The organism is Coleofasciculus sp. B1-GNL1-01 (assembly GCF_040220235.1).
Taxonomy (GTDB): Bacteria; Cyanobacteriota; Cyanobacteriia; order Cyanobacteriales; family Coleofasciculaceae; genus Coleofasciculus.
In genome coordinates this window covers 24,560-45,204 of the sequence record NZ_JAVJTO010000089.1, presented here as the reverse complement: position 1 = coordinate 45,204, position 20,645 = coordinate 24,560, and the positions used below count along the sequence as shown (strand labels likewise).

Below are 20,645 nucleotides of genomic sequence, written 5' to 3'. Positions count from 1 at the left end.
CCTATTGCCTATTGCCTATTGCCTATTGCCTATTGCCTATTGCCTATTGCCTATTGCCTATTGCCTATTGCCTATTGCCTATTGCCTATTGCCTATTGCCTATTGCCTATTGCCTATTGCCTATTGCCTATTGCCTGTTGCCTATTCCCTGACATAAGACGAATTAACGACAAATTTGACACAGTTTAATCACTTGAGTTTGCAGAGTGGAGAGTCCGTCAGCACCTCGTTTTAGGCTAACCTCTAACTCTAATAAAACTCGTAACGTTGCCATTAATTGATCCAGGCTGAGGTGTTGCACATCTTTCTTCAAGAAGTAAATACGCTTAGGGTTACCAACTTCGGCGGCGTTAGCAATAACTTTTATATCCTTTTCCCCCTCACTTATCATTAATTTCACCCATAACCAAGTGCGAAATTGTCCCACAAGGGTGGCGACAATTCGTAATGGGTGTTCGTTGTTGTTGATTAAGTCAGCAATCAATCCTAATGCTTTATGAGTATCGCCTTTGAGAATACTCCCGGCTAATTGTAGACTATTGTGAGTTGTGGTCGTGACTAATGCAGAAACAGCGCGTTCATCTAAGCTAGTTGTTTCATCGCCTGCGTAAAGGCGTAATTTATCAAGTTCGTTGGCAAGTTGGCGGGTATTGTTACCCACTGCATCAGCCAGGAGTTCAGCCGCTAGGGGTGTAAGTTTGACACCTGTGGTTTGGGCGTAGGATTTAACCTGTTGAACTAATTCTTCGGTTTTCCAGGGAGGAATTAGGGGAAATTCTTTGATTTTGGCGTGTTTTTGCAGCAGTTTGGTGGATTTGAGTCGCCCATCGGGGCGAGTATGAGTGGTGAGGAGTAATATAGATTCTGGCGGAATAGCGGGAAGCGTGCGCTGAAGTTCAGCCAGAACATTTTCGGAACAGGTTTGGCAAACGCTGGTATCAACTAGCCAGACGAATCGCCCTCCCATCCCAAAGGGGGGAGTCATCGCCTGATTGAGTCCTTGAATCACGGCGTCGGGTTGGTCTGGGGGAATTTTATCATAGTTAAAACTCAGCCAGTTGGGATCGAGGACAGACTGGCGTAGTTCGTTGACGGCTTGGGTAAGGGAAAAGTCATTGTCTCCCCAATAAAGATAAATTGGCATAAGGATGTTTAGCGTATTCGGAGGAAATTCAACGTGGATGATACTTATCCAACCTATGTCAATCGGGTAGCGAGGATGACTGTACCCGATAGTTATCACTCCCAATTACCCAATATCCAGGAGTCACCGAAGTTTGAGCATCTGACTGATGGCACAACCAAGGCGGTTAATTTTCCAGGATACACGGTGATGACGCCACCGTGGGAGGATGAGTCGGAGAATGAGGCGTTTTACGGGAGTTTACAGGAGTTACAACGGATATTAGAGCAAGAATTGCCACCCAGTTTCATGATATCGCTTCCGCCTGAGAGTTTTCATTTCACGCTGGCGGATTTAATTTGGGAGAATAATTATCGGGATGCGGTGCAGGATAATCCAGAGTTTGAACCGCAACTTCAGGGACGTATTCGAGAGAGTTTTGGGCAATATCAGGAGTTATATAGGAATTCTTATCCTATATATTGGCAGTTTTTCGGCGTGATTGTTATGCCCCGTGCAATTGGGGTTTGTTTGGTGCCAAAAGAGGAGGAGTCTTATCAACGAGTGGTTGAGTTCCGGCGTTGTCTTTATCAAAATCCGGGATTAATTGGTTTGGGGGTTGAGCAGCAGTACCATTTTACGGCGCATATTACGTTAGGATACTTCGGGGAAATTCCAGCACAGCTTGAGCGCGATCGCATCAGTAGTATGTTATCGGATTTGAATGAGGAATGGTTAGGGAAGGAGGATAATTTATTTTTGGTTAAGCGGGCTGAGTTGCGGAAGTTTGATAATATGACTCATTTCTATCGCGAATCCGATTTTCCGGTTGTTGAGTTTTAAGTTAGTGTAGGGTGGGGTGGGGGGAATGTTTACGTTGATAAGTTTTAAACCTGCCCTTTGTTAGGTTGTTGAAGATGGGATTTGTGTAGTTGCGGTGTGAATGGTTTTGTCTCAGGATTGAATCGTTTTTAACGCAGAGGGACGCAGAGGAAAGCGCAGAGGTTCGCAGAGGGTTTTGCGTTAGTTGTGAGTAGGAGATGGTAGGATGTTTCTGGCTAAGTTTCGATTGTATAATTATAAGTCGTTTCGGGATTCGGGTTGGTTGGAGTTTGCGCCCGGTATCAATATTATTGTCGGACAGAATAATTCGGGGAAGACGGCGCTGTTGGAGGCGCTGACGCTGAATTTTGAGAATGTGCCGCATCGGAGTTTGAGAACTTTACCCAATTCGGATTCACGATTAGATGATGAATCGAGGGCGGAAGTTATAGTAACTTTACCCAAGGCGGAATTTATTGATTTCATAAATAAATTACCTGAGAATTCCTTTGGGATATTGCCGCACAATCATCAAAAATTAAAAGAATTCGTTGATTTTTTTCAAGAATGGCTATACAGTCTTCAAGACATTTATCTTCAAGTTTCCCAAGCCGAAAATTCATATATTGAAGATGATGATATACAAATCTCTTGTCTAAATCCTACTATCAAGCTTTACCATGTTACAGACAACAATTGGAATAGTAGAGTTGGGATAAAGCATAAAGCCAAAATAATTTCTTTTGAGTTGCGAGGAGACAATAAATTAAAGGTTGGCGATGAAATAACTCTTGAGGGAGATGAACAATCTATTTGGGTTACGATATTTAATAAATTTAAATACCGTATATATCGTTTTCATGCTGAACGTCCTACTCGATCAATATGTGATTCTGGAAGTAGCAGATATCTTCGAGCTGATGCATCTAATCTTCCTGAAGTTATCAATAAACTAGAGGAGCGAGGAAATCGAAAAATATTTGATCAGTTTAACGAATATGTCTCAAGAATTTTTCCGGAGATTCAGTGTGTTTCTGTTCATAATATAAAGATCAAAGAAAGACCTGTGCTTTCCTCTTCTGCAATAGAAGTTTTAGTATGGTCGAAAGATGCTGCTGAAAATGATAGAGAAGATTTAGCGATTCCTCTTTCAGCTTGCGGTACTGGAATTGGTCAGGTATTAGCAATTCTCTACGTCGTTATTACCTCCCAAGAACCGCGAACTATTATAATTGATGAACCCCAATCCTTCCTACATCCAGGCGCAGCCAAGAAACTAATCGAGATTCTCAAAGAGTTTCCGCAGCATCAATATTTTATCGCCACTCACTCACCGATGATTATAGCGGCGGCGAATCCTTCTACTATTGTGAAGCTGCGATATGAGGAGGGGGAAAGCAAAGCCGAGGTGATGAATTTAGACGATATTAAGGAACAGCGTTCTCTATTAACTGACTTAGGCGTTAGGTTATCCGATATTTTCGGGATGGATAATATTCTCTGGGTGGAAGGGGAAACGGAGGAAAACTGTTTTCCGATGATTCTAGAGAAATTAGCGACAACATCTTCTTTAAGAGAACTGCAAATCCTCAGAGTTAGAAAGGTTGGAGATTTTCAGCAGAAATCCACTAAAGCGGCTGACAATATATTTTACATCTACGATCGCCTGAGTAGTCGGATCAGTTTATTCCCGGATCAGATGCGGTTTTTATTTGATCGAGAGAATAGGTCAAATGCGGAAATTGCCAAGCTGGAAAGGGAACGTCCTAATTTGTTCTTTCTCCCTCGCTGTATGTATGAAAATTATCTGCTGCACCCACAAGCAATCACTACTATTATCAATGATGAGTATGAAGGCTGTGAAAATCTTACACCCGAAGAAGTTGATGCAGCCAAAGTCTCTGAGGCAGATGTTGAGCAAAAAATGGCTGATAAGAAATCTAAGAAGCGTTACTTTGACTCGAAAGAGTTTCAGGAAGACAAGCTAAAGGATTCAGATTGGGTTGACCAGAATATTAATGCAGCCAAGCTGCTCAATGATTTGTTTTCGGAGTTATCTGAAAATCGAATAGAATTTCGGAAAACTCGGCATTCTCTCAAGCTGACAGAATGGTTACTGGGATACGAACCTGAACAAATGACTGAACTGGCTGAGTTTTTACAGGGGGTGGTTGAAGGGAATATTGCTCAGATGTAAATTTTAATGGATTTGTAATAAATAATCTGTCATGCATTATCTCACTCTGTTGGTACAGTTTTGATTGAGCGGTTTGATCTCAGTATTGAATCGTTTTAACGCAGAGGTAAGCGCAGAGGTAAGCGCAGAGGTACGCAGAGGGTTTGGCGTGGGTTATAAGTGGGGGATGGTAGGATATAGTATTACTAAAATAGTTGCGATTACCAAATAGGAGGGTTACATTGATTGTCGAAAAGGTCTGTGAGAACGTGGCGATTATCGGTTGTGGCTATGTGGGAAAGGCTGTAGCTTGTTATTGGCAAAAACAGGGTCACTTCGTTACAGTAACGACGACTAGGAAAGAGCGCGTCACCGAACTTGAGGAAGTAGCCGCACAGGTAGTGATTATGACAGGGAATGATGCTAATGCTGTACAGTCTGTGGTACAAAATCAGAACACTTGTCTTCTGAGTCTTGCTCCAATCAGTACTCGCCAGGTGGATGCAGAGGTATATCGGGAAACCTACATTCCCACAGCGAAAAATGTGGTAGCCGCATTGAAGGAGACGTCTAGTGTTAAGCAGTTAATTTACCTGAGTAGCTGTTCGCTATACGGTAACAAAAATGGTGAGTGGGTTGATGAGAATTCCAGGATAGATATAGATAATAAGTATAATCAAGTGCTGGGTGAAGCCGAGCAGATTTTGTTAAGTTCTGTCCGTGAAGACTTAAGTGTTTGTATCCTACGCTTGGGTGGAATCTATGGTTCGGGTAGAGAACTAATGAAACGGTTAAGCCGTCTGGCGGGAAAAAGTTTACCTGGAAGTGGTGAAAATGTAGGTTTTTGGATTCATTTGGATGATATTGTTGGAGCGGTGGATTTCGCCCATCAGCATAGACTCAATGGTATTTATAATCTGGTTAATGATTTACGCTGGACTTACCGAGACTTATGCGATTATGTTTGCGACAAGCAAGGTTTAGAGAGAATTGTTTGGGATGCTTCTCAACCCAGTTTTCGTCCTCTTAATGCCCAGCTCAGCAATCAGAAGATTAAAGCAGCAGGTTACACGTTGATTCATCCCCAGACGATTGTCTGATTTAGAATTTGTGCGGTCATAAGCAAGTCGAACAAAAGAAAATAACACTGTATTAAGTGTAAGTAAATCGCCCTCCAACTCTTACTGTTACCTGTTACCTGTTCTCTATTCCCTGATCTCAACTGTCAACCTTAATTTTGTCCACCTACTTATGAATCCGCTAAATCATCCAATATTAGAGCAAAGTTTCGCTATCATTGACCAAGAAATTGGCGAACATACGTTTACGCCTGATGAATATGCGATTGTTCGACGGGTGATTCACAGTACCGCTGATTTTGAATTGGCTAAACTGATTAATTTTAGTCCAGAAGCAATTACATCCGGAATTGCAGCCATCCAGAATAAAGTCCCGATTATTACTGATGTGGGTATGGTTAAACAGGGAATTACGGGAATGGTGAGTAAGACGTTTGGGAATCCGGTAATGGCGGCGGTTGAACAAGCATCGGTGGCGCTTCCTGGGAAAACTCGCACAGAAACGGGTTTATTAAGTTGTTATCGTCAGTTTCCGGAAGCCATTTATGTGTTTGGTAATGCGCCGACTGCACTCTTAGCATTATGTGCTGAATTCCAACAAGCTTTAGTAAAACCAGCTTTGGTTATTGGCGCACCTGTGGGATTTATTTCTGTCGTAGAAGCTAAAGAGACTTTAGCAAAAACTCTAGTTCCACAAATTCGGATTAATAGACGCAAAGGGGGTTCCCCTGTCGCGGCGGCGATTCTTAATGCTTTAATAGTCTTAGCCTGGGAAAATTCGTGAACTTAACTTATAAGCATTTGTAGTAAGCGCTTGTAGTAAGCGCTTTAGCGTTTCTGGCATTAAAGTGCCTACTACGAACACCATAAAATATTAATAACAAATAACCCATGACAAATGACATTCATGTAGTCGGAATCGGTTTAGATGGTGCGGCGGGACTGACAGAATCCGTGCGACAATTAGTAGAACGGGCGACGCTGTTAGTCGGGAGCGATCGCGTCCTGAGTTACTTCCCTGATCATCCCGCCCCCCGCCTGGTTTTGGGCGATTTGACGCAGGTGATCCGCCAGATTCGTCGCCAGTTGACTGAGAATGAGCCAAATTGCTGTATTATCGTGTTAGTGAGTGGCGATCCTTTGTTTTTTGGCTTGGGACGTTTGTTATTAGCTGAATTGCCACGAGAACATCTCACGTTTCATCCCCATGTCAGTGCGGTACAATTAGCGTTTAGTCGGGTGAAAGTTCCTTGGCAAGATGCGGTGACAATTAGTAGTCACGGACGTTCCTTAGAACGATTAACCCAAGTATTACAACAGGGAACCGACAAAATTGCCGTACTGACAGATAAAATAAATACGCCGAGTGCGATCGCAAATCTGTTACTTGATCTGGATTTACCCTGTGAGTACCAGTTTTGGCTATGTGAAAATTTAGGTGGAACCGATGAACGGGTGCGATGTTTGCCTGTGGATGCTGTACACTTAGAAGCGATCGCGCCGCTGAATGTAGTGATTCTCCTACGTCAGTCTGAACCTAGTGATACTCCTCTAGATGTCGCCACATTACCCATTTTAGGGCTATCGGATCACAGTTTTGCCAGTTTTCGCGATCGCCCCGGTTTAATCACCAAGCGGGAAATCCGTACTCTGATTTTAGCGGAACTATCCCTACAACCGGAACAAATTATCTGGGATATTGGTGCGGGAACAGGTTCTGTCTCCATTGAAATTGCCCGATTATCGCCGACGTCTCAAGTCTATGCGATTGAAAAAACGGCAATGGGAACGGCTTTAATTGAACAAAATTGCCGCCGTTTACAGGTTACGAATGTTACCTCTATTTATGGTACAGCACCGGATATATTATCTCAACTGCCCACCCCCCAACGGGTGTTTATTGGCGGAAGTGGCGGGAATTTATTAACGATTTTAGAACGAACTCAGGCACAATTAGGAGATAATGGCATAATCGTGTTAGCCTTAGCCACCTTAGAACACCTGAATCAGGCAGTCAACTGGTTTAGCGATCGCGGTTGGACGTATCGATTGTTACAAGTTCAGCTTTCCCGTTCCATTCCCGTCGCCCAACTCACCCGTTTTACCCCCCTAAATCCAGTGACAATTATTCGAGCCATTCCACCGGATAAAATAAGTAAATTGTAGGGGCGGGTTTTTCGGCTCAAATGACCAATGACAAATGACCAATGACTAATAAATTTCCGCCTCAAGCTGACTCAATGGTACAAAACACTCTTGAGGTAAAAGAATTGGTTTCGCCCGAAAAATCAACTTGCCACGATAGGTAAAGCGGTCAATTGCCACACCCATGGGACGTTGGGTTAGGTGGGGATGGACTTCATAATAGGTATGGTATATCTGCCGAGCGGCTCTGAGAAGACCCGGGTCTAACAACATCGGTAACCCGGTTCGAGTGTCTTGATACTCTTCTTGCCATTGCTGTGATGTGTATACCACCCGCCTAACCCTATTGTTTAATTCACCACCATGATTCTTGTCGGACGTTTCGCTGTGGAGCGAGTCGCTGCGCTCCTAGTTGATTTAACTTATGGCTGTTTGAGAATCTCAATCAAAGCATTTCCCATCTCCTGGCAACCGACAAGCGTCATTCCTGCTGACATAATATCCCCTGTACGGTTACCTTTCTCTAAAACTTTAAAAACGGCTTGCTCAATTTGGTCAGCCGCCGTTGGTTGATTCAACCCATAGCGTAGCATCATAGCGGCACTCAAGACTTGAGCCAAGGGATTTGCCTTATTTTGTCCAGCAATATCCGGCGCGGAACCGTGAACGGGTTCAAAAACGCCAGGTCCTTTTTCCCCTAAACTGGCAGAGGGTAACATGCCAATACTCCCGGTGAGCATCGCCGCCGCATCAGAAAGCACATCTCCGAATAAATTGCCCGTGACAATCGTATCAAACTGCTTAGGTGCCCTGACTAACTGCATGGCAGCATTGTCAACATACAGATGAGATAACTCCACATCCGGATACTCAGCCGCTAATTGAGTCATGCGATCGCGCCATAATTGAGATACCTCCAGAACATTAGCTTTATCAACCGAACAGAGTTTACCCTGGCGTTTGCGAGCGGTTTCAAATGCCACTCGTCCAATCCGGTCAATTTCGGCTTCGGTATACGCCATTGTATTCACCCCCCGCTTTTCCCCGGTTTCAGTGGTAAAGATACCCTTGGGCTGACCGAAATAAACCCCGCCTGTCAATTCTCGCACCACCATAATATCCACTCCGTCAACCACCTCCCGTTTTAAGGTTGAGGCATCAATGAGTTGGGGTAATATGGTGGCAGGTCGTAAATTGGCAAATAAACCCAATCCTGCTCGTAATCCCAACAAACCTGTTTCTGGGCGTTGATGGCGCGGCAGGTTATCCCATTGATAACCACCGATAGCCGCCAGTAAAACAGCGTCGCTATGGCGGCATTTTTCCAGGGTGTCAGTTGGTAGGGGTTCCCCGGTAGCATCAATTGCCGCCCCTCCAATTAAGGCTTCAGTGAATTCAAAGCTCAGGTCGAACTGTGCGCCAATCACGTTTAACACATCTACCGCGACTGCCATAATTTCTGGACCGATGCCATCACCTGGCAAAAGGGTAATGCGGTAGTGCTGCTGTGCCATAACTTATCGTGTAATCTTGGGGACAATATCAAAACGTGGACACCTGAACCTTATGACTGACCAGGCAGTCTCTTATGATAACGGCTAATTGACCCCCCTGACCGGAATCAATGTTTCAATTTTTGAATTTTGCCGGGAAAATGGGGATTGGGGATTGGGGAAGAGGTGATTGGTGAGGAGGAGAAGAACGAATTGTAGTGATGAGTTTTTGAGGATTCGCTCATCGGGAACGAACTGGAGAACGCACAAAACTTATCGAGTTAGAACACTATAAGCTTTTACCTACGGAGACTGAGATTACGATGGCACTGAATTTAGTTAACCAACTGGGTGAATTGAATCCCCAGTTGTTTCGGGAAATCAAAGGACGGCTTAAACCTCGCAATATTTTAATTGCCGTCGCCATGTCTTTCCTGGGACAGTTACTGCTGCTGATGGCTTTCGCGGGTCAATTACCCGTGGCTAAAGAGACCATGATGGTTTACAACCGTTATTGTACAGGTTCAACTGAGGAATACTCTACGATTCCCGCCTGTCTATCCGATGGTTTGGGTGGATTTGTGATCAATTGGTCACTCTGGTGGCAGGATGTATTTTTGGGACTCAGCCTAATCGGTATTTTTGCCCTATTAGTCGTCGGCACTTATATGCTGATTAGTGATTTGTCTCAGGAAGAACGTCGGGGTACTCTGAATTTTATACGGCTGACTCCGGGTTCAACGCTGAGTATTTTAGGCGGCAAATTATTGGGAGTCCCCCTGTTACTTTATCTAGTCGCCGCCCTCGCCTTGCCCTTGCATCTGGTGGCGGGTATGGCAGGTCACATTGGTTTGAGTCAGATTTTAGCTTTCTACACGGTTCTAGGTGCTAGTTGCCTATTCTTTTTCAGTGGGGCGTTACTTTTTGGCTTAGTCGGTAATTGGTTGGGCGGTTTTCAAGCTTGGTTGGGCGGTGGGGCAATTCTCCTATTCCTATCGATTAGCACCAGCGTTATTGATGGGGGTATGACTGATTATCCTACCGATTGGCTGACCTTATTTAATCCGGCAATTTTGTTACCGTACCTGATTGATTCGAGTTCTCTAGATGTCGTTAATACGTATCCAAACGGTGATTTTTGGGACTTGCTTTGGTTTTATCTCCCCCTTGGAAAGACAATCTGGATGATGGCAGGATTTGCTATTCTCAATGCGGGTTTATGGAGTTACTGGATTTGGCAGGGGTTAAATCGAAATTTTCACAACCCTACGGCTACCTTACTGAGTAAGCGACAAAGTTATCGGTTAACGGCTTGCTTTGAAGTGATGATTCTCGGATTTGCCCTAAATCCTCAGGTACATGAATGGAAAAGTTATGCTGAAGGATTGTTTGAGAATCTGGAAATCCTGCTAATGTTTAACTTGATCCTGTTTTTAGGGTTAATTGCAGCGTTGAGTCCCCATCGTCAAACGATGCAAGATTGGGCGCGTTACCGCCATGCCAAACGCTCGTCCCGCAAGGCTGGAATTATGGCAGACTTAATCTGGGGCAAAACCAGTCCTGCTCCTGTGGCGATTTTCTTGAATTTAGCGATCGCGTCTGCTATTTTACTGCCATGGATTCTGCTATGGTCGCCCAATGACTACAAGACACCCGCGATTTTGGGTGTGTTGATTACGGTCAGTCTCATCGTTTTCTATGCTTCAATTGGACAGCTTATGCTGTTGATGAAAACACCGAAGCGGGCGGTTTGGGCTGCAACGGTGGTTGGTGGACTGATTATCTTACCGCCGATTATTCTGGAAGTGTTGTCCATGTCCCCATTAGTAGAACCTGGGGTATGGCTGTTTTCGGCGTTTCCTTGGGCTAGCATCCAATATGCGGCGGGAACCTCCGTATTATTCGCCCTCGTTGGTCAATCCCTAGCATTAGTCCTGTTGAATCTTCAACTAACGCGACAGTTGAAAAAAGCAGGTGAGTCTTCGACCAAAGCCTTACTGTCTGGGCGGATGCCCTTAGAGATTCAGTAATCGAATCCTCATTGTACTGTAGAGACGCGCCATGGCGCGTCTCTACAGCTAGAATTGTGTTGGCTAGACTCTTGGAAGGAAACCCAGAAAACCTGCATAATGCAAAAAATCCGTCAATTGGTAATTCTACCATTACTAACTCTTTTCGCGATCGCAACCCTTAGCAGTTGCGGTGGTGATAGTGCAGAATCAGGAGCGATTCGAGTTGGCTCAAAAGATTTTGCTGAACAATTTATCTTAGGAGAAATGTATGCGCTGGTATTAGAAGAGGAAGGCTTTCCCGTAGAACGCAAACTCAACCTAGGGGGGACTCAGGTGACTCACGAGAGTCTCAAATCGGGAGAAATTGATTTATATCCAGAATATACAGGGACTGGATTGATCACAATTTTGAAGCGTCCCCGGAATAGCGATTCCCAAGAAGTCTATGAAATCGTTTCCCAGGAGTATGCGGAACAGTTTAATTTAGAGTGGCTGGAACCCGCCCCCATGAATAATACATACACGCTGTTTATGACGCCAGAGGATGCCCAAGAGTATGGAATTGAAACGATTTCTGATATAGTGCCTCAAGCTAATGAACTGAAGATGGTTGGCACCTATGAGTTCCAGGGGCGTCCTGATGGATTATCTGGGCTGAAGCAAGTATACGGTGATTTTAAATTAGCAGAGTATAAAGCCGTGAATGCCGCATTGAGATATCAAGCCTTGGCTCAAGATCAAGCTGATATTGCCGTTGGCTTTGCCACAGATGGAGAAGTCAGCGCTCTGAATTTGGTCAGAATTAAAGATGACAAAAATTTCTTTCCTCCTTATGAAGTTGCGCCCGTTGTGCGTCAGGATGTCCTAGAAGAAAACCCAGAAATTGCCACGATACTCAATGAGCTTTCGGCAACAATTACAGATGAGGCAATGCAACGTCTCAATTACCAGGTAACTGGGAAACAACGGGAACCGGGTGAGGTAGCTAAAGAGTTCCTTATTGAACAAGGATTCCTGGAATCTAATAACTAGGGTGAACTCTAGTTAAGGGTTGCTGAATCAGTATTGGGGTGAGGGGAGAGAACAGGGAACAGGGATTTGACTGCCAACCTCAAGGTTAAACTGAAGTTCCCCCTAGCGAGCAAGATGCTCGCACTACGGCAAGGATTTCGCAATTATTGACATTAATTAATGCTTAAATGCCGAACAGCTTAAAGTCGGTAAAACTAAGACGACTATTATGAAATAATTTGGGCAGGTTAACCGAGTTATAATTGACATAGTTATATTATTTTTGTTGTAAGTTTTAACCCTTTTCCGTAGTCGGAATAGTCAAAACTATTAAGAGTTAGCATGAATAGTTAGCGTCAAGGGATGCATTTTGGGAAAGTCTCGCTTGATAATTCGGATAACTTTTTGTTGACTGGTTTTATTTTTTACAATAAATTGGGCAGTGCCATCGCCTTGAGAACCTACACCCTTCCCCCCTAAAATATAAGGTTGAATCGGCTCATAATTGAGCAGTTGGTGCAAAACGGGAGCCGTCAATTGTTGGGAACAAGCGGGGATGAGATAGCGATCAAATTCAGCTTGTGCCTGGGTCATCAACTGACCCAACTTTTGAGCATCTCCCGCTTGCAGTGCTTCAACCGCTTCTTGAGTAATTTGATAACTAATAGTGCCGAGATAGTGCTGTACATTCTTCTGCACGTTATCAGTACCAAAGGGATAACACTGATTCAGGCGGCTGAGGATTTCTTGGGTATTTTTACTCGCGCCCAGATCAACAATGACAAAAAACAAATCTTTGGCAACGTTTAGCTCAATAATATCTGCCGATGCACCATCAAAAATCATGGCGATGGGTTGATTCCCATAAGCGCAGGCTTGATCCATACGTCCACAGCGAGAGGGTGTGGTTGTCTCGCCCAGATAAGCATATTCCATTTCGCCTCGCCGATTCATTTTTAGGTCATACAAGCGATTAAAAGCGCGTGCGACTAAAACGCAAATAGCGGCACTGGATGATAATCCTTTCTGTATGGGTAAATCAGTGCGATAGTTATCGATTTCTACGCCATCTACTTGGAAGTAAGTGAGAAAATGATAGGCGACGCCAGCCGCATAACTGCAAAACCCTCCCTTTTGGGCTTCAGCCAGGAGAACAGAGCGTTCCATGGGCAACTGAATGGGTTCTGGACGAATACCATCACTCAGGGAAGCGTGAAGAATGAAATGAGTAGGGTGGGGCTTGACGTTGGCATAGAGTCCCTGGTTGGTACCTGTGATAATGGTGTAGCCTTTTTCAAGCTGAGGATTCAGGCGGCGGTAGCCTCCCGCCCAATCGCTATGCTCACCAAACAGACAAAGGCGACCTGGCACAAACAGTTCCATTCCTGTCCCCTATAATTATCGCGATCGCTATTAACTAGAGTACTCTGGAGATTAACACTTTGGCGCGATCGCTCTGGAGATCATCCCATTTACAATCTCAAACTGATATGACCCACTTTGGCATCATCTGTCCTGCTTCAGCAGGTCACCTCAACCCGATGACCACGTTAGGATACGAGCTAAACAAGCGTGGTCATCGTGTTACCCTATTTGGAATACTCGATGCTCAGCCCAAAACTGTGGCAGCAGGACTGGATTTTTGGGCAATTGGTGAATCTGAGTACCCTCTTGGGGCAAATGCTGAATTGTTTGCCCAATTAGGTAAACTCAATGGTCGCCCCGCCTTGCAATACACCATCAATTGGATAGCTAAACGGACAGCAATGTTTTTCCGAGAAGCTCCGGATGCTATCAAAGCGGCTGGTGTGGAGGCGCTGCTAGTCGATCAAGTTTCACCCGGAGGACGAACAGTTGCTGAATTATTGGACATTCCCTTTGTGACTGTCTGCTGTGCCTTAATGTTAAATCGAGACTACAATCTTCCTCCCTTTTTCTCTGACTGGCGCTATAGTCCGGTTTGGTGGGCGCGTCTGCGAAACCGATTGGGTTACAAGTTACTGGATAGGCTTGGGCGACCTATCCAAAACGTAGTTGCAGAGTACCGCCAAAAGTGGAATTTGCCCGTTAATTCTAGCTACGGTGATGCTTACTCCCAACTGGCTCAACTGAGTCAACAGCCTGCTGAGTTGGAATTTCCCAGGCAGCATTTACCTGAGTGTTTTCATTTCACAGGACCTTATCATAATCCCGCCAGCCGAGAACCCGCTCCTTTCCCTTTTGAAAAGCTAACTGGGAAACCTCTAATTTATGCCTCAATGGGAACTCTCCAAAACCGCTTGATGCATGTTTTTCACCAAATTGCGGAAGCTTGTGTCGGATTAGATGCTCAATTGATAATCTCTCTGGGTGGTTCTGCGAGTCCAGAATCTCTACCAGAATTACCCGGTTCGCCGTTAGTTGTTGGCTATGCACCCCAATTGGAATTGTTGCAAAAAGCGACTTTGACTATTACTCATGCAGGTATGAATACTACTCTGGAATCCTTGAGCAATGGTGTGCCAATGGTAGCGATTCCGATTGCTAATGATCAACCTGGTGTGGCAGCACGTATTGCTTGGACAGGTACGGGCGAGTTTGTTCCCCTAGCCAACTTAAGTGTTTTCTGGCTGCGAGGTGCAATTGAAAAGGTATTGAGGGAAGATTCTTACCAACAAAATGCAGTACGGTTACAAGAAGCAATTCATCGGGCTGGAGGAGTGAATCGAGCGGCTGATATTATTGAACAGGTTGTATCTACTGGGAAGCCAGTCTTAGCTTCAAAAAAATAATCAACGTATAAAAAACATGGAATCTATAGAAATTAATAAAACCACTGATGAATTCTACTTAAACTTGCTTCCAAACATCGATATCAGTCCTATTTTTATTATGGGAGATCATCGCTCAGGAACAACCTTGTTGTACAAATTATTAGTAGCAACGCAGTGCTTCAACTTTGTCAAAGCCTACCATATTATAAAGTATAAAGAGATTTTATCAAACTATCTAAATAAAACTGAAAATAAGGTGATTAAAGAGTTAGATCAACTTTTACGATCCCTGAACATAAATAATCGTATTATTGATAACGTGGAAGCAACTCCAGATTTGCCAGAAGAATATGGATTTATTCTTAAAAATAGAGGCTATGAATTTTACCTGAATTCTGAGAATTTATTTTTGTTTATAGAGCTATGTAAAAAAATTCAATTTATTTCCAATCTAGATAGACCATTATTAGTTAAAAATCCTTGGTGCTTTCCTCATTTTATATATGTTAAAAAAGTTTTTCCAAAATCTAAGTTTATCTTCATTCATCGACACCCACTTCACGTTATTAATTCAAAACTGAAAGCTACACGCTCTATATTAGCTGCTAAAAACCCTTATGTTGCACTGCTATCGCAAATGTATACACAGATATTTGAAAAACCTGTGCAACGCTTTTTTTATCAGGCTTTATACTCATCTTACTTCAATTTGGGATTACGTCGAGTCATTCAGCAGTCTGTTCAATCCACAACCTACTTCTTACAAAATGTTGATTTATTGCCTAATACAGATTATGTATCTGTCAAGTATGAAGATATTTGTCATCATCCTAAGGCAACTATTTTCAGTATTTTGCAATTTCTAGGACTACAGTCAAAAGCTGATTTAGCTTATGAAACTCTGATCGAACCACGTTCCGTTAACTTGCTACCAGAGGTGCAAAGAAAGTACAAACATATTTGCCAGGAGCTTAAACCATACTTATCATACCATGGGTACGATACTGAGGGTGGTGTTTGACCACCCTGATTGTTGAAAAGAGATGTAAGTTTTTTCTTGCTGGAGGTAAACAATAATCAATAGCAGGATGAGTTTAAGCGGAATTAGAAGCCATTTTGAGAATGCGTTGATTAAATCGCTTACCCTTTATTACCATAGGAACCCCTTTTTCAGGTGTCATTAAAAGACCTTTGCGTACTGGTTGTACAGGTTTACTTCCCACCAGTTCCATGTGCCAATGAGCAAGTACTTTAGCCAAAACTAGCTTCATTTCAAACAGGGCAAATGCCATACCAAGACAGCGACGGTTCCCACCTCCAAAGGGTAAATACTCATAGGGTAAAAATTGACGTTCTAGAAAGCGTTCTGGTTTAAACTGCTTGGGTTCAGGGTATAAATCTTCGCGATGATGAGTTAGATAAATACAGGGAGAGACTATCATACCTGGTTCAAACTGGTAACCCATAATTTGTAGTGAGGATTTGACCACTCGCGGGAAAGCAAACAGCGTTACGGGATAAATACGCAGTGTTTCTTGACATACGGCATTCAAATAAGGCAATCGGAAAATGGTATTAGGATCTGAATTTCCACCCAAGGAGTCTAACTCTTGTAGTAGTTTCTGGCGTACCTCTGGTAGATAATGAATCCAGTAAAATGCCCATGCTAATGAAGTGGCAGTAGTTTCGTGACCTGCTACCAACAGAGTAATTAACTCATCACGTAATTCTACATCGCTCATCGCCTCACCCCCTTCATCACGAGCCGACATCATTAAAGACAAAATATCAGTCCGAGATAGATCTAATTGCTGGCGACGTTCTGCGATTTCGGCGTAGATGAGTTCATCGATTTGCTGCCGTTGGCGTAGGAAGTGTCCCCATGGACTCCAAGGACCTAAATCCTGTTGCAGTGCTGGGAAAAGAAGTGTGGCAGCTTGTAAAAGAGGGAGCTTGGGATTCAGTCTTGCAGTAAGGAGTTCTTTTAACTGTGCGTAACGGGAACCTTCCTCTAAACCAAAAACAGCTTTTAAAATGACCTCGAAGGATATCTCCTGCATGGACGAACGTACTGAAAAGGGTTCGCCAATTTTCCACCGTGACGTCACTTCAAGAATAATGTCATGGATAAGTTGACCATAAGCTAACATCCGTTCTCCATGAAAAGGGGGAGTCAAAAGCTTTCGCTGTCGTTGGTGGCGCTTTCCTGAGAGGGCGATCAATGACTGCTGTCCCAGCAAAGGGAGTTTAATACCCGCTGCTTCACCAGAGTCTAACTGGTTTGGACTGGCGCTAAAAATCTCCTGAATCCCTTGAGGGTTGCTAATTAATACAGTTGGCTTACTGCCTATGCCAATTGGAAAAGTGAAAATATCACCATACTGTTGAGCGTAGGTTTCCAGCACCTCTAGGGGTTGAGTCAGCCACTGGATCTGATGCAGCAAGGGTCGAGTCGGAGGATTATCAGGCAGTTTCAGTGTAGGCATTTAATGGTTTATTAAGGGAGTAATGGCGTTATGAGGCAGACATAACTCATTAACGCCTAGTTTTAAGCAATTATTGCATTTGTACGATGATCAGCACAATAAAGCCGAACATACATTTAACCTATATCCCACGCTTGCATAAGTCAGAATCCTTTGTTTAAGTAACTTACTCCTTAGGGTAGATTCAACAAATCCTTCAGATTCATTACTATCTGGAAAATATCAATCCCTACTACCTTATGGAAACTTATGATGTCATCATCATCGGTGCGGGTCATAATGGTTTAGTTTGTGCAGGTTATTTGCTCAAGTCAGGTTACAGCGTTTTGCTACTCGAAAAGCGTTCTGTCGTAGGTGGAGCCGCTACAACAGAGGAAGCCATGCCAGAAGAAGCTCCGGGCTTCTACTTTAACCTTTGTGCGATCGATCACGAATTTATTCACCTAGGACCAGTTGTTGAAGAACTCGAGTTAACCAAGTTTGGACTTGAGTATCTATACTGCGATCCCACTATTTTCTGTCCTCATCCTGATGGCAAGTATTTCTTAGCTCATCGCTCCGTTGAAAAGACTTGTGCCGAAATCGCTCGCTATAGCCAGCGTGATGCCCAGAAGTATCGAGAGTATATGGACTTTTGGCATCGCCTGATTCAAGCCATTACTCCTATATTCAACGCCCCCCCTAAATCGATTATTGACATTTTAGGGAACTATGGGTTGCATAACCTGCAAGACATGCTTTCATTGCTAGGAGGCGTGGATAAAAGCCTGGACTTGCTCCGTACTATGCTGACAAGTCCTAAGGATTCATTAAATGAGTGGTTTGACTGCGAATTTGTCAAAGCCCCCTTAGCTAGACTTGCCTCTGAACTGGGGGCTTCTCCGGCGGAGAAAACGATCGCGATTGGTGCGATCATGATGGCACTCCGCCATGACCCTGGTACCGCCAGACCTCGTGGGGGTACGGGTGCCTTAGTCCAAGCGTTGATTAAGCTGGTGAACCATCATGGAGGCACTATCTTATGTGATCAGCATGTTGAGCAGATTCTCATGGGCAACAATGGACGAGCCGAAGCCGTTCGGGTTGCCGGGGGTCAGGAGTATCGGGCGACGAAGGGGATTATCTCCAGCATTGACGCCCAGCGTCTCTTTCTTCAGCTTATTGACCCAGCCGATGCCCAAGCGATCGCGCCTCAGTTAAACGAGCGGATCAAGCGTCGGATTGTCAATAGTAATGATGGTATTTTGAAGATCGACTGCGCCCTCTCAGAAGCACCCCGTTTTGAAGCGTATGACCATAAAGATGAATATCTAATGGGGTCAGTGCTAATTGCCGACTCGATCAACCAGGTAGAAGCAGCTCATAATTTGCCGATCATGGGACAGATTCCGGATCAGGATATCTCGTTGTGGGTGGCTGTGCCAACCGTCCTCGATCCCTCCATGGCGCCAGAGGGTAAACATACGCTATGGATTGAGTTTTATGCCCCCTATCAAATTCGTGGCGCTGAGGGGACGGGTTTGTTTGGTACAGGGTGGACAGAGGAGCGAAAGAACCAAGTAGCGGATCGGATCATAGACAAACTGGCAGAGTATGCGCCAAACGTCAAAGATGCCGTCATTGCCCGTCGCGTTGAGAGTCCGGCTGATTTAAGCGATCGCCTCGGGGTTTACAAAGGTAATCATTATCACATTGATATGACCCTAGAACAGATGATCTTTTTCCGCCCTCTACCCGAAATTGCCAATTATCAAACCCCCATTGATGGATTATTCCTAACGGGGGCGGGAACCCACCCTGGTGGCTCAATTTCTGGTCTACCCGGACGTAATTGCGCTCGTGTATTTCTCAACACCCAGCAGCCCTTCAGCCAGAACGTCAAAGAAGCCGGAAACTGGCTTAAATCCCGATTTGAGTATGTTTCTAAACTTTCCCAATAAAGCCGTGATTGGGTAAATGTTAACCAGAGTAGGTTGGGTTGAGGAACGAAACCCAACGCAAACGGCTTAGCTTAAACATTTGGTGTAAACCTTACTCCCGCAGTGATTTAATTCCATAAAACCATTAGGAGAAAACCATGGAGACTAGCGATTTTCAAACTCAAAGCGAAAACGTTCCGTATCCCAGCATTCCACCCCTCATCGATAGCCGGGAGACAGAATATCGGGGAACAGGAATTACCAGTTCGGTCGCGATTTTTGGTCATCCTATCCATCCGATTATTGTCATCTTCCCGATCGCATTCTTGAGTGGTGTCGCTGGTACAGATATCGGTTATTGGTTAACCCGCGATGTATTTTGGTCAAGAGCCTCAGTTTGGCTATTGGGACTGGGATTACTCTCAGCGATTGCAGCCGCGTTAATTGGTCTTGTAGACTTCCTGCGTATTTCCCGAGTTCGCCAGCGTACAGCGGGTTGGGTACATGCGCTGCTCAATGTAGGGGTACTGGTGTTGAGTGGTGTTAACTTTTTCCTCCGATTGGGCAAACCAGTGACTATTATTATTCCCGTGGGACTGATCCTTTCCTCAATCGTGGCAATTCTGCTATTAGCAAGCGGTTGGTATGGCGGTGAATTAATGTTCCGTCATAAGGTGGGTATCGTTGGTTCTGGTGAGACTCATGTGTCCTGAGCAGGCAGGATCTACCTTGTGACACATGCAGTTGTCACCCATAACTCCTAACATAAATTGGCGAATGATGTGAATTACGCAACAGCGTTTACCAATAAATAGAAAACATCACTTCAATACAACTTAGGAGGTAGGAGTTTGACTACATTAACCCGAACGGCACAAGCACAATGGAATGGCGACTTGAAAAGCGGCAATGGTCACATTAATGCATCAAGTCATATCCTCAACGATACTCCCTACACCTTTTCCACGCGCTTCGAGGATACCCCAGGTACAAATCCTGAAGAACTGCTTGCCTCTTCCCATGCGGCTTGTTACACCATGGCGCTTGCTCATACTTTGGCAGAAAAAGGCTATAAAGCTGAAAGTCTTCAAACGCAGGCATTCTGCTCGATAGAATCTCAGGAAAATGGGGGATTCAAGATTACCAAAATGCGTCTAGCCACGCAAGGACAAGTTCCTAACCTGGACGATACTCTATTTGGACAGATTGCCCAAGAAGCGGAGAAAGCTTGTCCAATTTCTAATGCTTTGCGTCAAAATGTAGAAATCGAACTTGATGCGGCTTTAACTAAGTAGGGGCTGCTGAATAAGTGTTGTGGTGAGGGGGAGCTGGGGAAGCTGGGGAAGCTGGGGAAGCTGGGGGAGCAAGGGTATATTTTTCCTGAGCAAGGTGATGCCATACTTATGAAGAATGCTACCCCATTTCCTTACACTTTATCCACTGTCTATACGCCTCAAAGCCTTGATTTATAAGGGTTCCCAGTGTGTGCAGCAAGCCCTAAGTAGTTGGACATCATTAAAATTGAGCATGAGGACAAGGGAACAGGGAACGGGGAACACCTCGACTTACCTCGACTCCGCTCGGTAACACGCTCGGTGTCTCACAGGGAACAGTAAGGATTTGACG

The 20,645-nt window shown here is 44.4% G+C and carries 17 protein-coding genes; 12 read left to right on the top strand and 5 right to left on the bottom strand.

Going from position 1 to position 20,645, the window contains the following annotated elements:
* Positions 1-163: 163 nt before the first annotated feature.
* Positions 164-1,144, bottom strand: coding sequence for a DNA polymerase III subunit delta (gene holA / locus RID53_RS22210; protein ID WP_446390171.1), 981 nt, complete (start codon positions 1,142-1,144; stop codon positions 164-166).
* A gap of 33 nt (positions 1,145-1,177) precedes the next feature.
* Here holA and RID53_RS22205 point away from each other — a divergent pair, with 33 nt between their 5' ends.
* From RID53_RS22205 to cbiE, 5 genes are all read left to right on the top strand, one after another.
* A complete protein-coding gene (locus RID53_RS22205) occupies positions 1,178-1,966 on the top strand; it encodes a DUF1868 domain-containing protein (protein WP_446390170.1) in 789 nt (262 codons plus the stop codon).
* A 205-nt stretch (positions 1,967-2,171) separates the two neighbouring features.
* Positions 2,172-4,142 (top strand): AAA family ATPase, encoded by a 1,971-nt coding sequence (locus RID53_RS22200; protein ID WP_446390169.1) that lies wholly within the window; start codon positions 2,172-2,174, stop codon positions 4,140-4,142.
* Positions 4,143-4,363: 221 nt separating this feature from the next.
* Entirely contained in the window at positions 4,364-5,221 is an 858-nt protein-coding gene (locus RID53_RS22195; protein WP_446390168.1) for an NAD-dependent epimerase/dehydratase family protein, read from the top strand.
* A gap of 151 nt (positions 5,222-5,372) precedes the next feature.
* Positions 5,373-5,984: a cobalt-precorrin-8X methylmutase gene (locus tag RID53_RS22190; protein ID WP_446390167.1), complete on the top strand. Its 612-nt coding sequence runs from the start codon at positions 5,373-5,375 to the stop codon at positions 5,982-5,984.
* A 107-nt stretch (positions 5,985-6,091) separates the two neighbouring features.
* Positions 6,092-7,366 (top strand): precorrin-6y C5,15-methyltransferase (decarboxylating) subunit CbiE, encoded by a 1,275-nt coding sequence (gene cbiE / locus RID53_RS22185; RefSeq protein ID WP_446390166.1) that lies wholly within the window; start codon positions 6,092-6,094, stop codon positions 7,364-7,366.
* A 45-nt stretch (positions 7,367-7,411) separates the two neighbouring features.
* Here the strand turns inward: cbiE and RID53_RS22180 are convergent, their stop codons facing one another.
* The gene (locus tag RID53_RS22180) at positions 7,412-7,678 is read right to left on the bottom strand and encodes a hypothetical protein (RefSeq protein ID WP_446390165.1); all 267 of its coding nucleotides are present in this window, start codon (positions 7,676-7,678) and stop codon (positions 7,412-7,414) included.
* 89 nt (positions 7,679-7,767) lie between these two features.
* Entirely contained in the window at positions 7,768-8,859 is a 1,092-nt protein-coding gene (gene leuB, locus RID53_RS22175) for a 3-isopropylmalate dehydrogenase (RefSeq protein ID WP_446390164.1), read from the bottom strand.
* A 302-nt stretch (positions 8,860-9,161) separates the two neighbouring features.
* Between leuB and RID53_RS22170 the strand changes: the two genes are divergently transcribed.
* Together RID53_RS22170 and RID53_RS22165 are read left to right on the top strand one after the other, a co-directional pair.
* Complete coding sequence (locus RID53_RS22170) at positions 9,162-10,868, top strand: ABC transporter permease (protein WP_446390163.1); 1,707 nt, start codon at positions 9,162-9,164, stop codon at positions 10,866-10,868.
* A 99-nt stretch (positions 10,869-10,967) separates the two neighbouring features.
* Entirely contained in the window at positions 10,968-11,882 is a 915-nt protein-coding gene (locus RID53_RS22165; protein ID WP_446390162.1) for a glycine betaine ABC transporter substrate-binding protein, read from the top strand.
* 309 nt (positions 11,883-12,191) lie between these two features.
* Here RID53_RS22165 and RID53_RS22160 read toward each other — a convergent pair whose 3' ends face one another.
* Positions 12,192-13,244 (bottom strand): GHMP family kinase ATP-binding protein, encoded by a 1,053-nt coding sequence (locus tag RID53_RS22160; RefSeq protein WP_446390161.1) that lies wholly within the window; start codon positions 13,242-13,244, stop codon positions 12,192-12,194.
* Positions 13,245-13,351: 107 nt separating this feature from the next.
* Between RID53_RS22160 and RID53_RS22155 the strand changes: the two genes are divergently transcribed.
* Positions 13,352-14,632, top strand: a complete 1,281-nt coding sequence (locus RID53_RS22155; protein WP_446390160.1) for a glycosyltransferase — start codon at positions 13,352-13,354, stop codon at positions 14,630-14,632.
* A gap of 16 nt (positions 14,633-14,648) precedes the next feature.
* Positions 14,649-15,635: a sulfotransferase family protein gene (locus tag RID53_RS22150; protein ID WP_446390159.1), complete on the top strand. Its 987-nt coding sequence runs from the start codon at positions 14,649-14,651 to the stop codon at positions 15,633-15,635.
* Positions 15,636-15,708: 73 nt separating this feature from the next.
* Here the strand turns inward: RID53_RS22150 and RID53_RS22145 are convergent, their stop codons facing one another.
* On the bottom strand, positions 15,709-17,100 hold the full coding sequence (locus tag RID53_RS22145) for a cytochrome P450 (protein ID WP_446390158.1): 1,392 nt from the start codon (positions 17,098-17,100) through the stop codon (positions 15,709-15,711).
* A gap of 239 nt (positions 17,101-17,339) precedes the next feature.
* Here RID53_RS22145 and crtO point away from each other — a divergent pair, with 239 nt between their 5' ends.
* The 3 genes from crtO to RID53_RS22130 all read left to right on the top strand — a co-directional run bounded on the left by crtO (position 17,340) and on the right by RID53_RS22130 (position 20,314).
* Complete coding sequence (crtO, locus tag RID53_RS22140; RefSeq protein WP_446390157.1) at positions 17,340-19,040, top strand: beta-carotene ketolase CrtO; 1,701 nt, start codon at positions 17,340-17,342, stop codon at positions 19,038-19,040.
* Positions 19,041-19,177: 137 nt separating this feature from the next.
* Positions 19,178-19,732 carry a DUF2231 domain-containing protein gene (locus RID53_RS22135; RefSeq protein ID WP_446390156.1) on the top strand — a complete coding sequence of 185 codons (555 nt, stop codon included), beginning with the start codon at positions 19,178-19,180 and terminating at the stop codon, positions 19,730-19,732.
* Between the two features lie 138 nt (positions 19,733-19,870).
* Entirely contained in the window at positions 19,871-20,314 is a 444-nt protein-coding gene (locus RID53_RS22130) for an OsmC family peroxiredoxin (protein ID WP_446390155.1), read from the top strand.
* The last annotated feature ends 331 nt before the right edge of the window (positions 20,315-20,645 follow it).

Bases quoted from the DNA above. Each gene is read 5' to 3' on its own strand.
- leuB (WP_446390164.1), bottom strand. From the start codon at position 8,859: ATGGCACAGCAGCACTACCGCATTACCCTTTTGCCAGGTGATGGCATC.
- RID53_RS22160 (WP_446390161.1), bottom strand. From the start codon at position 13,244: ATGGAACTGTTTGTGCCAGGTCGCCTTTGTCTGTTTGGTGAGCATAGC.
- RID53_RS22165 (WP_446390162.1), top strand. From the start codon at position 10,968: ATGCAAAAAATCCGTCAATTGGTAATTCTACCATTACTAACTCTTTTC.
- RID53_RS22190 (WP_446390167.1), top strand. From the start codon at position 5,373: ATGAATCCGCTAAATCATCCAATATTAGAGCAAAGTTTCGCTATCATT.
- RID53_RS22155 (WP_446390160.1), top strand. From the start codon at position 13,352: ATGACCCACTTTGGCATCATCTGTCCTGCTTCAGCAGGTCACCTCAAC.
- RID53_RS22170 (WP_446390163.1), top strand. From the start codon at position 9,162: ATGGCACTGAATTTAGTTAACCAACTGGGTGAATTGAATCCCCAGTTG.
- crtO (WP_446390157.1), top strand. From the start codon at position 17,340: ATGGAAACTTATGATGTCATCATCATCGGTGCGGGTCATAATGGTTTA.
- cbiE (WP_446390166.1), top strand. From the start codon at position 6,092: ATGACAAATGACATTCATGTAGTCGGAATCGGTTTAGATGGTGCGGCG.
- RID53_RS22200 (WP_446390169.1), top strand. From the start codon at position 2,172: ATGTTTCTGGCTAAGTTTCGATTGTATAATTATAAGTCGTTTCGGGAT.
- holA (WP_446390171.1), bottom strand. From the start codon at position 1,144: ATGCCAATTTATCTTTATTGGGGAGACAATGACTTTTCCCTTACCCAA.
- RID53_RS22145 (WP_446390158.1), bottom strand. From the start codon at position 17,100: ATGCCTACACTGAAACTGCCTGATAATCCTCCGACTCGACCCTTGCTG.
- RID53_RS22135 (WP_446390156.1), top strand. From the start codon at position 19,178: ATGGAGACTAGCGATTTTCAAACTCAAAGCGAAAACGTTCCGTATCCC.
- RID53_RS22150 (WP_446390159.1), top strand. From the start codon at position 14,649: ATGGAATCTATAGAAATTAATAAAACCACTGATGAATTCTACTTAAAC.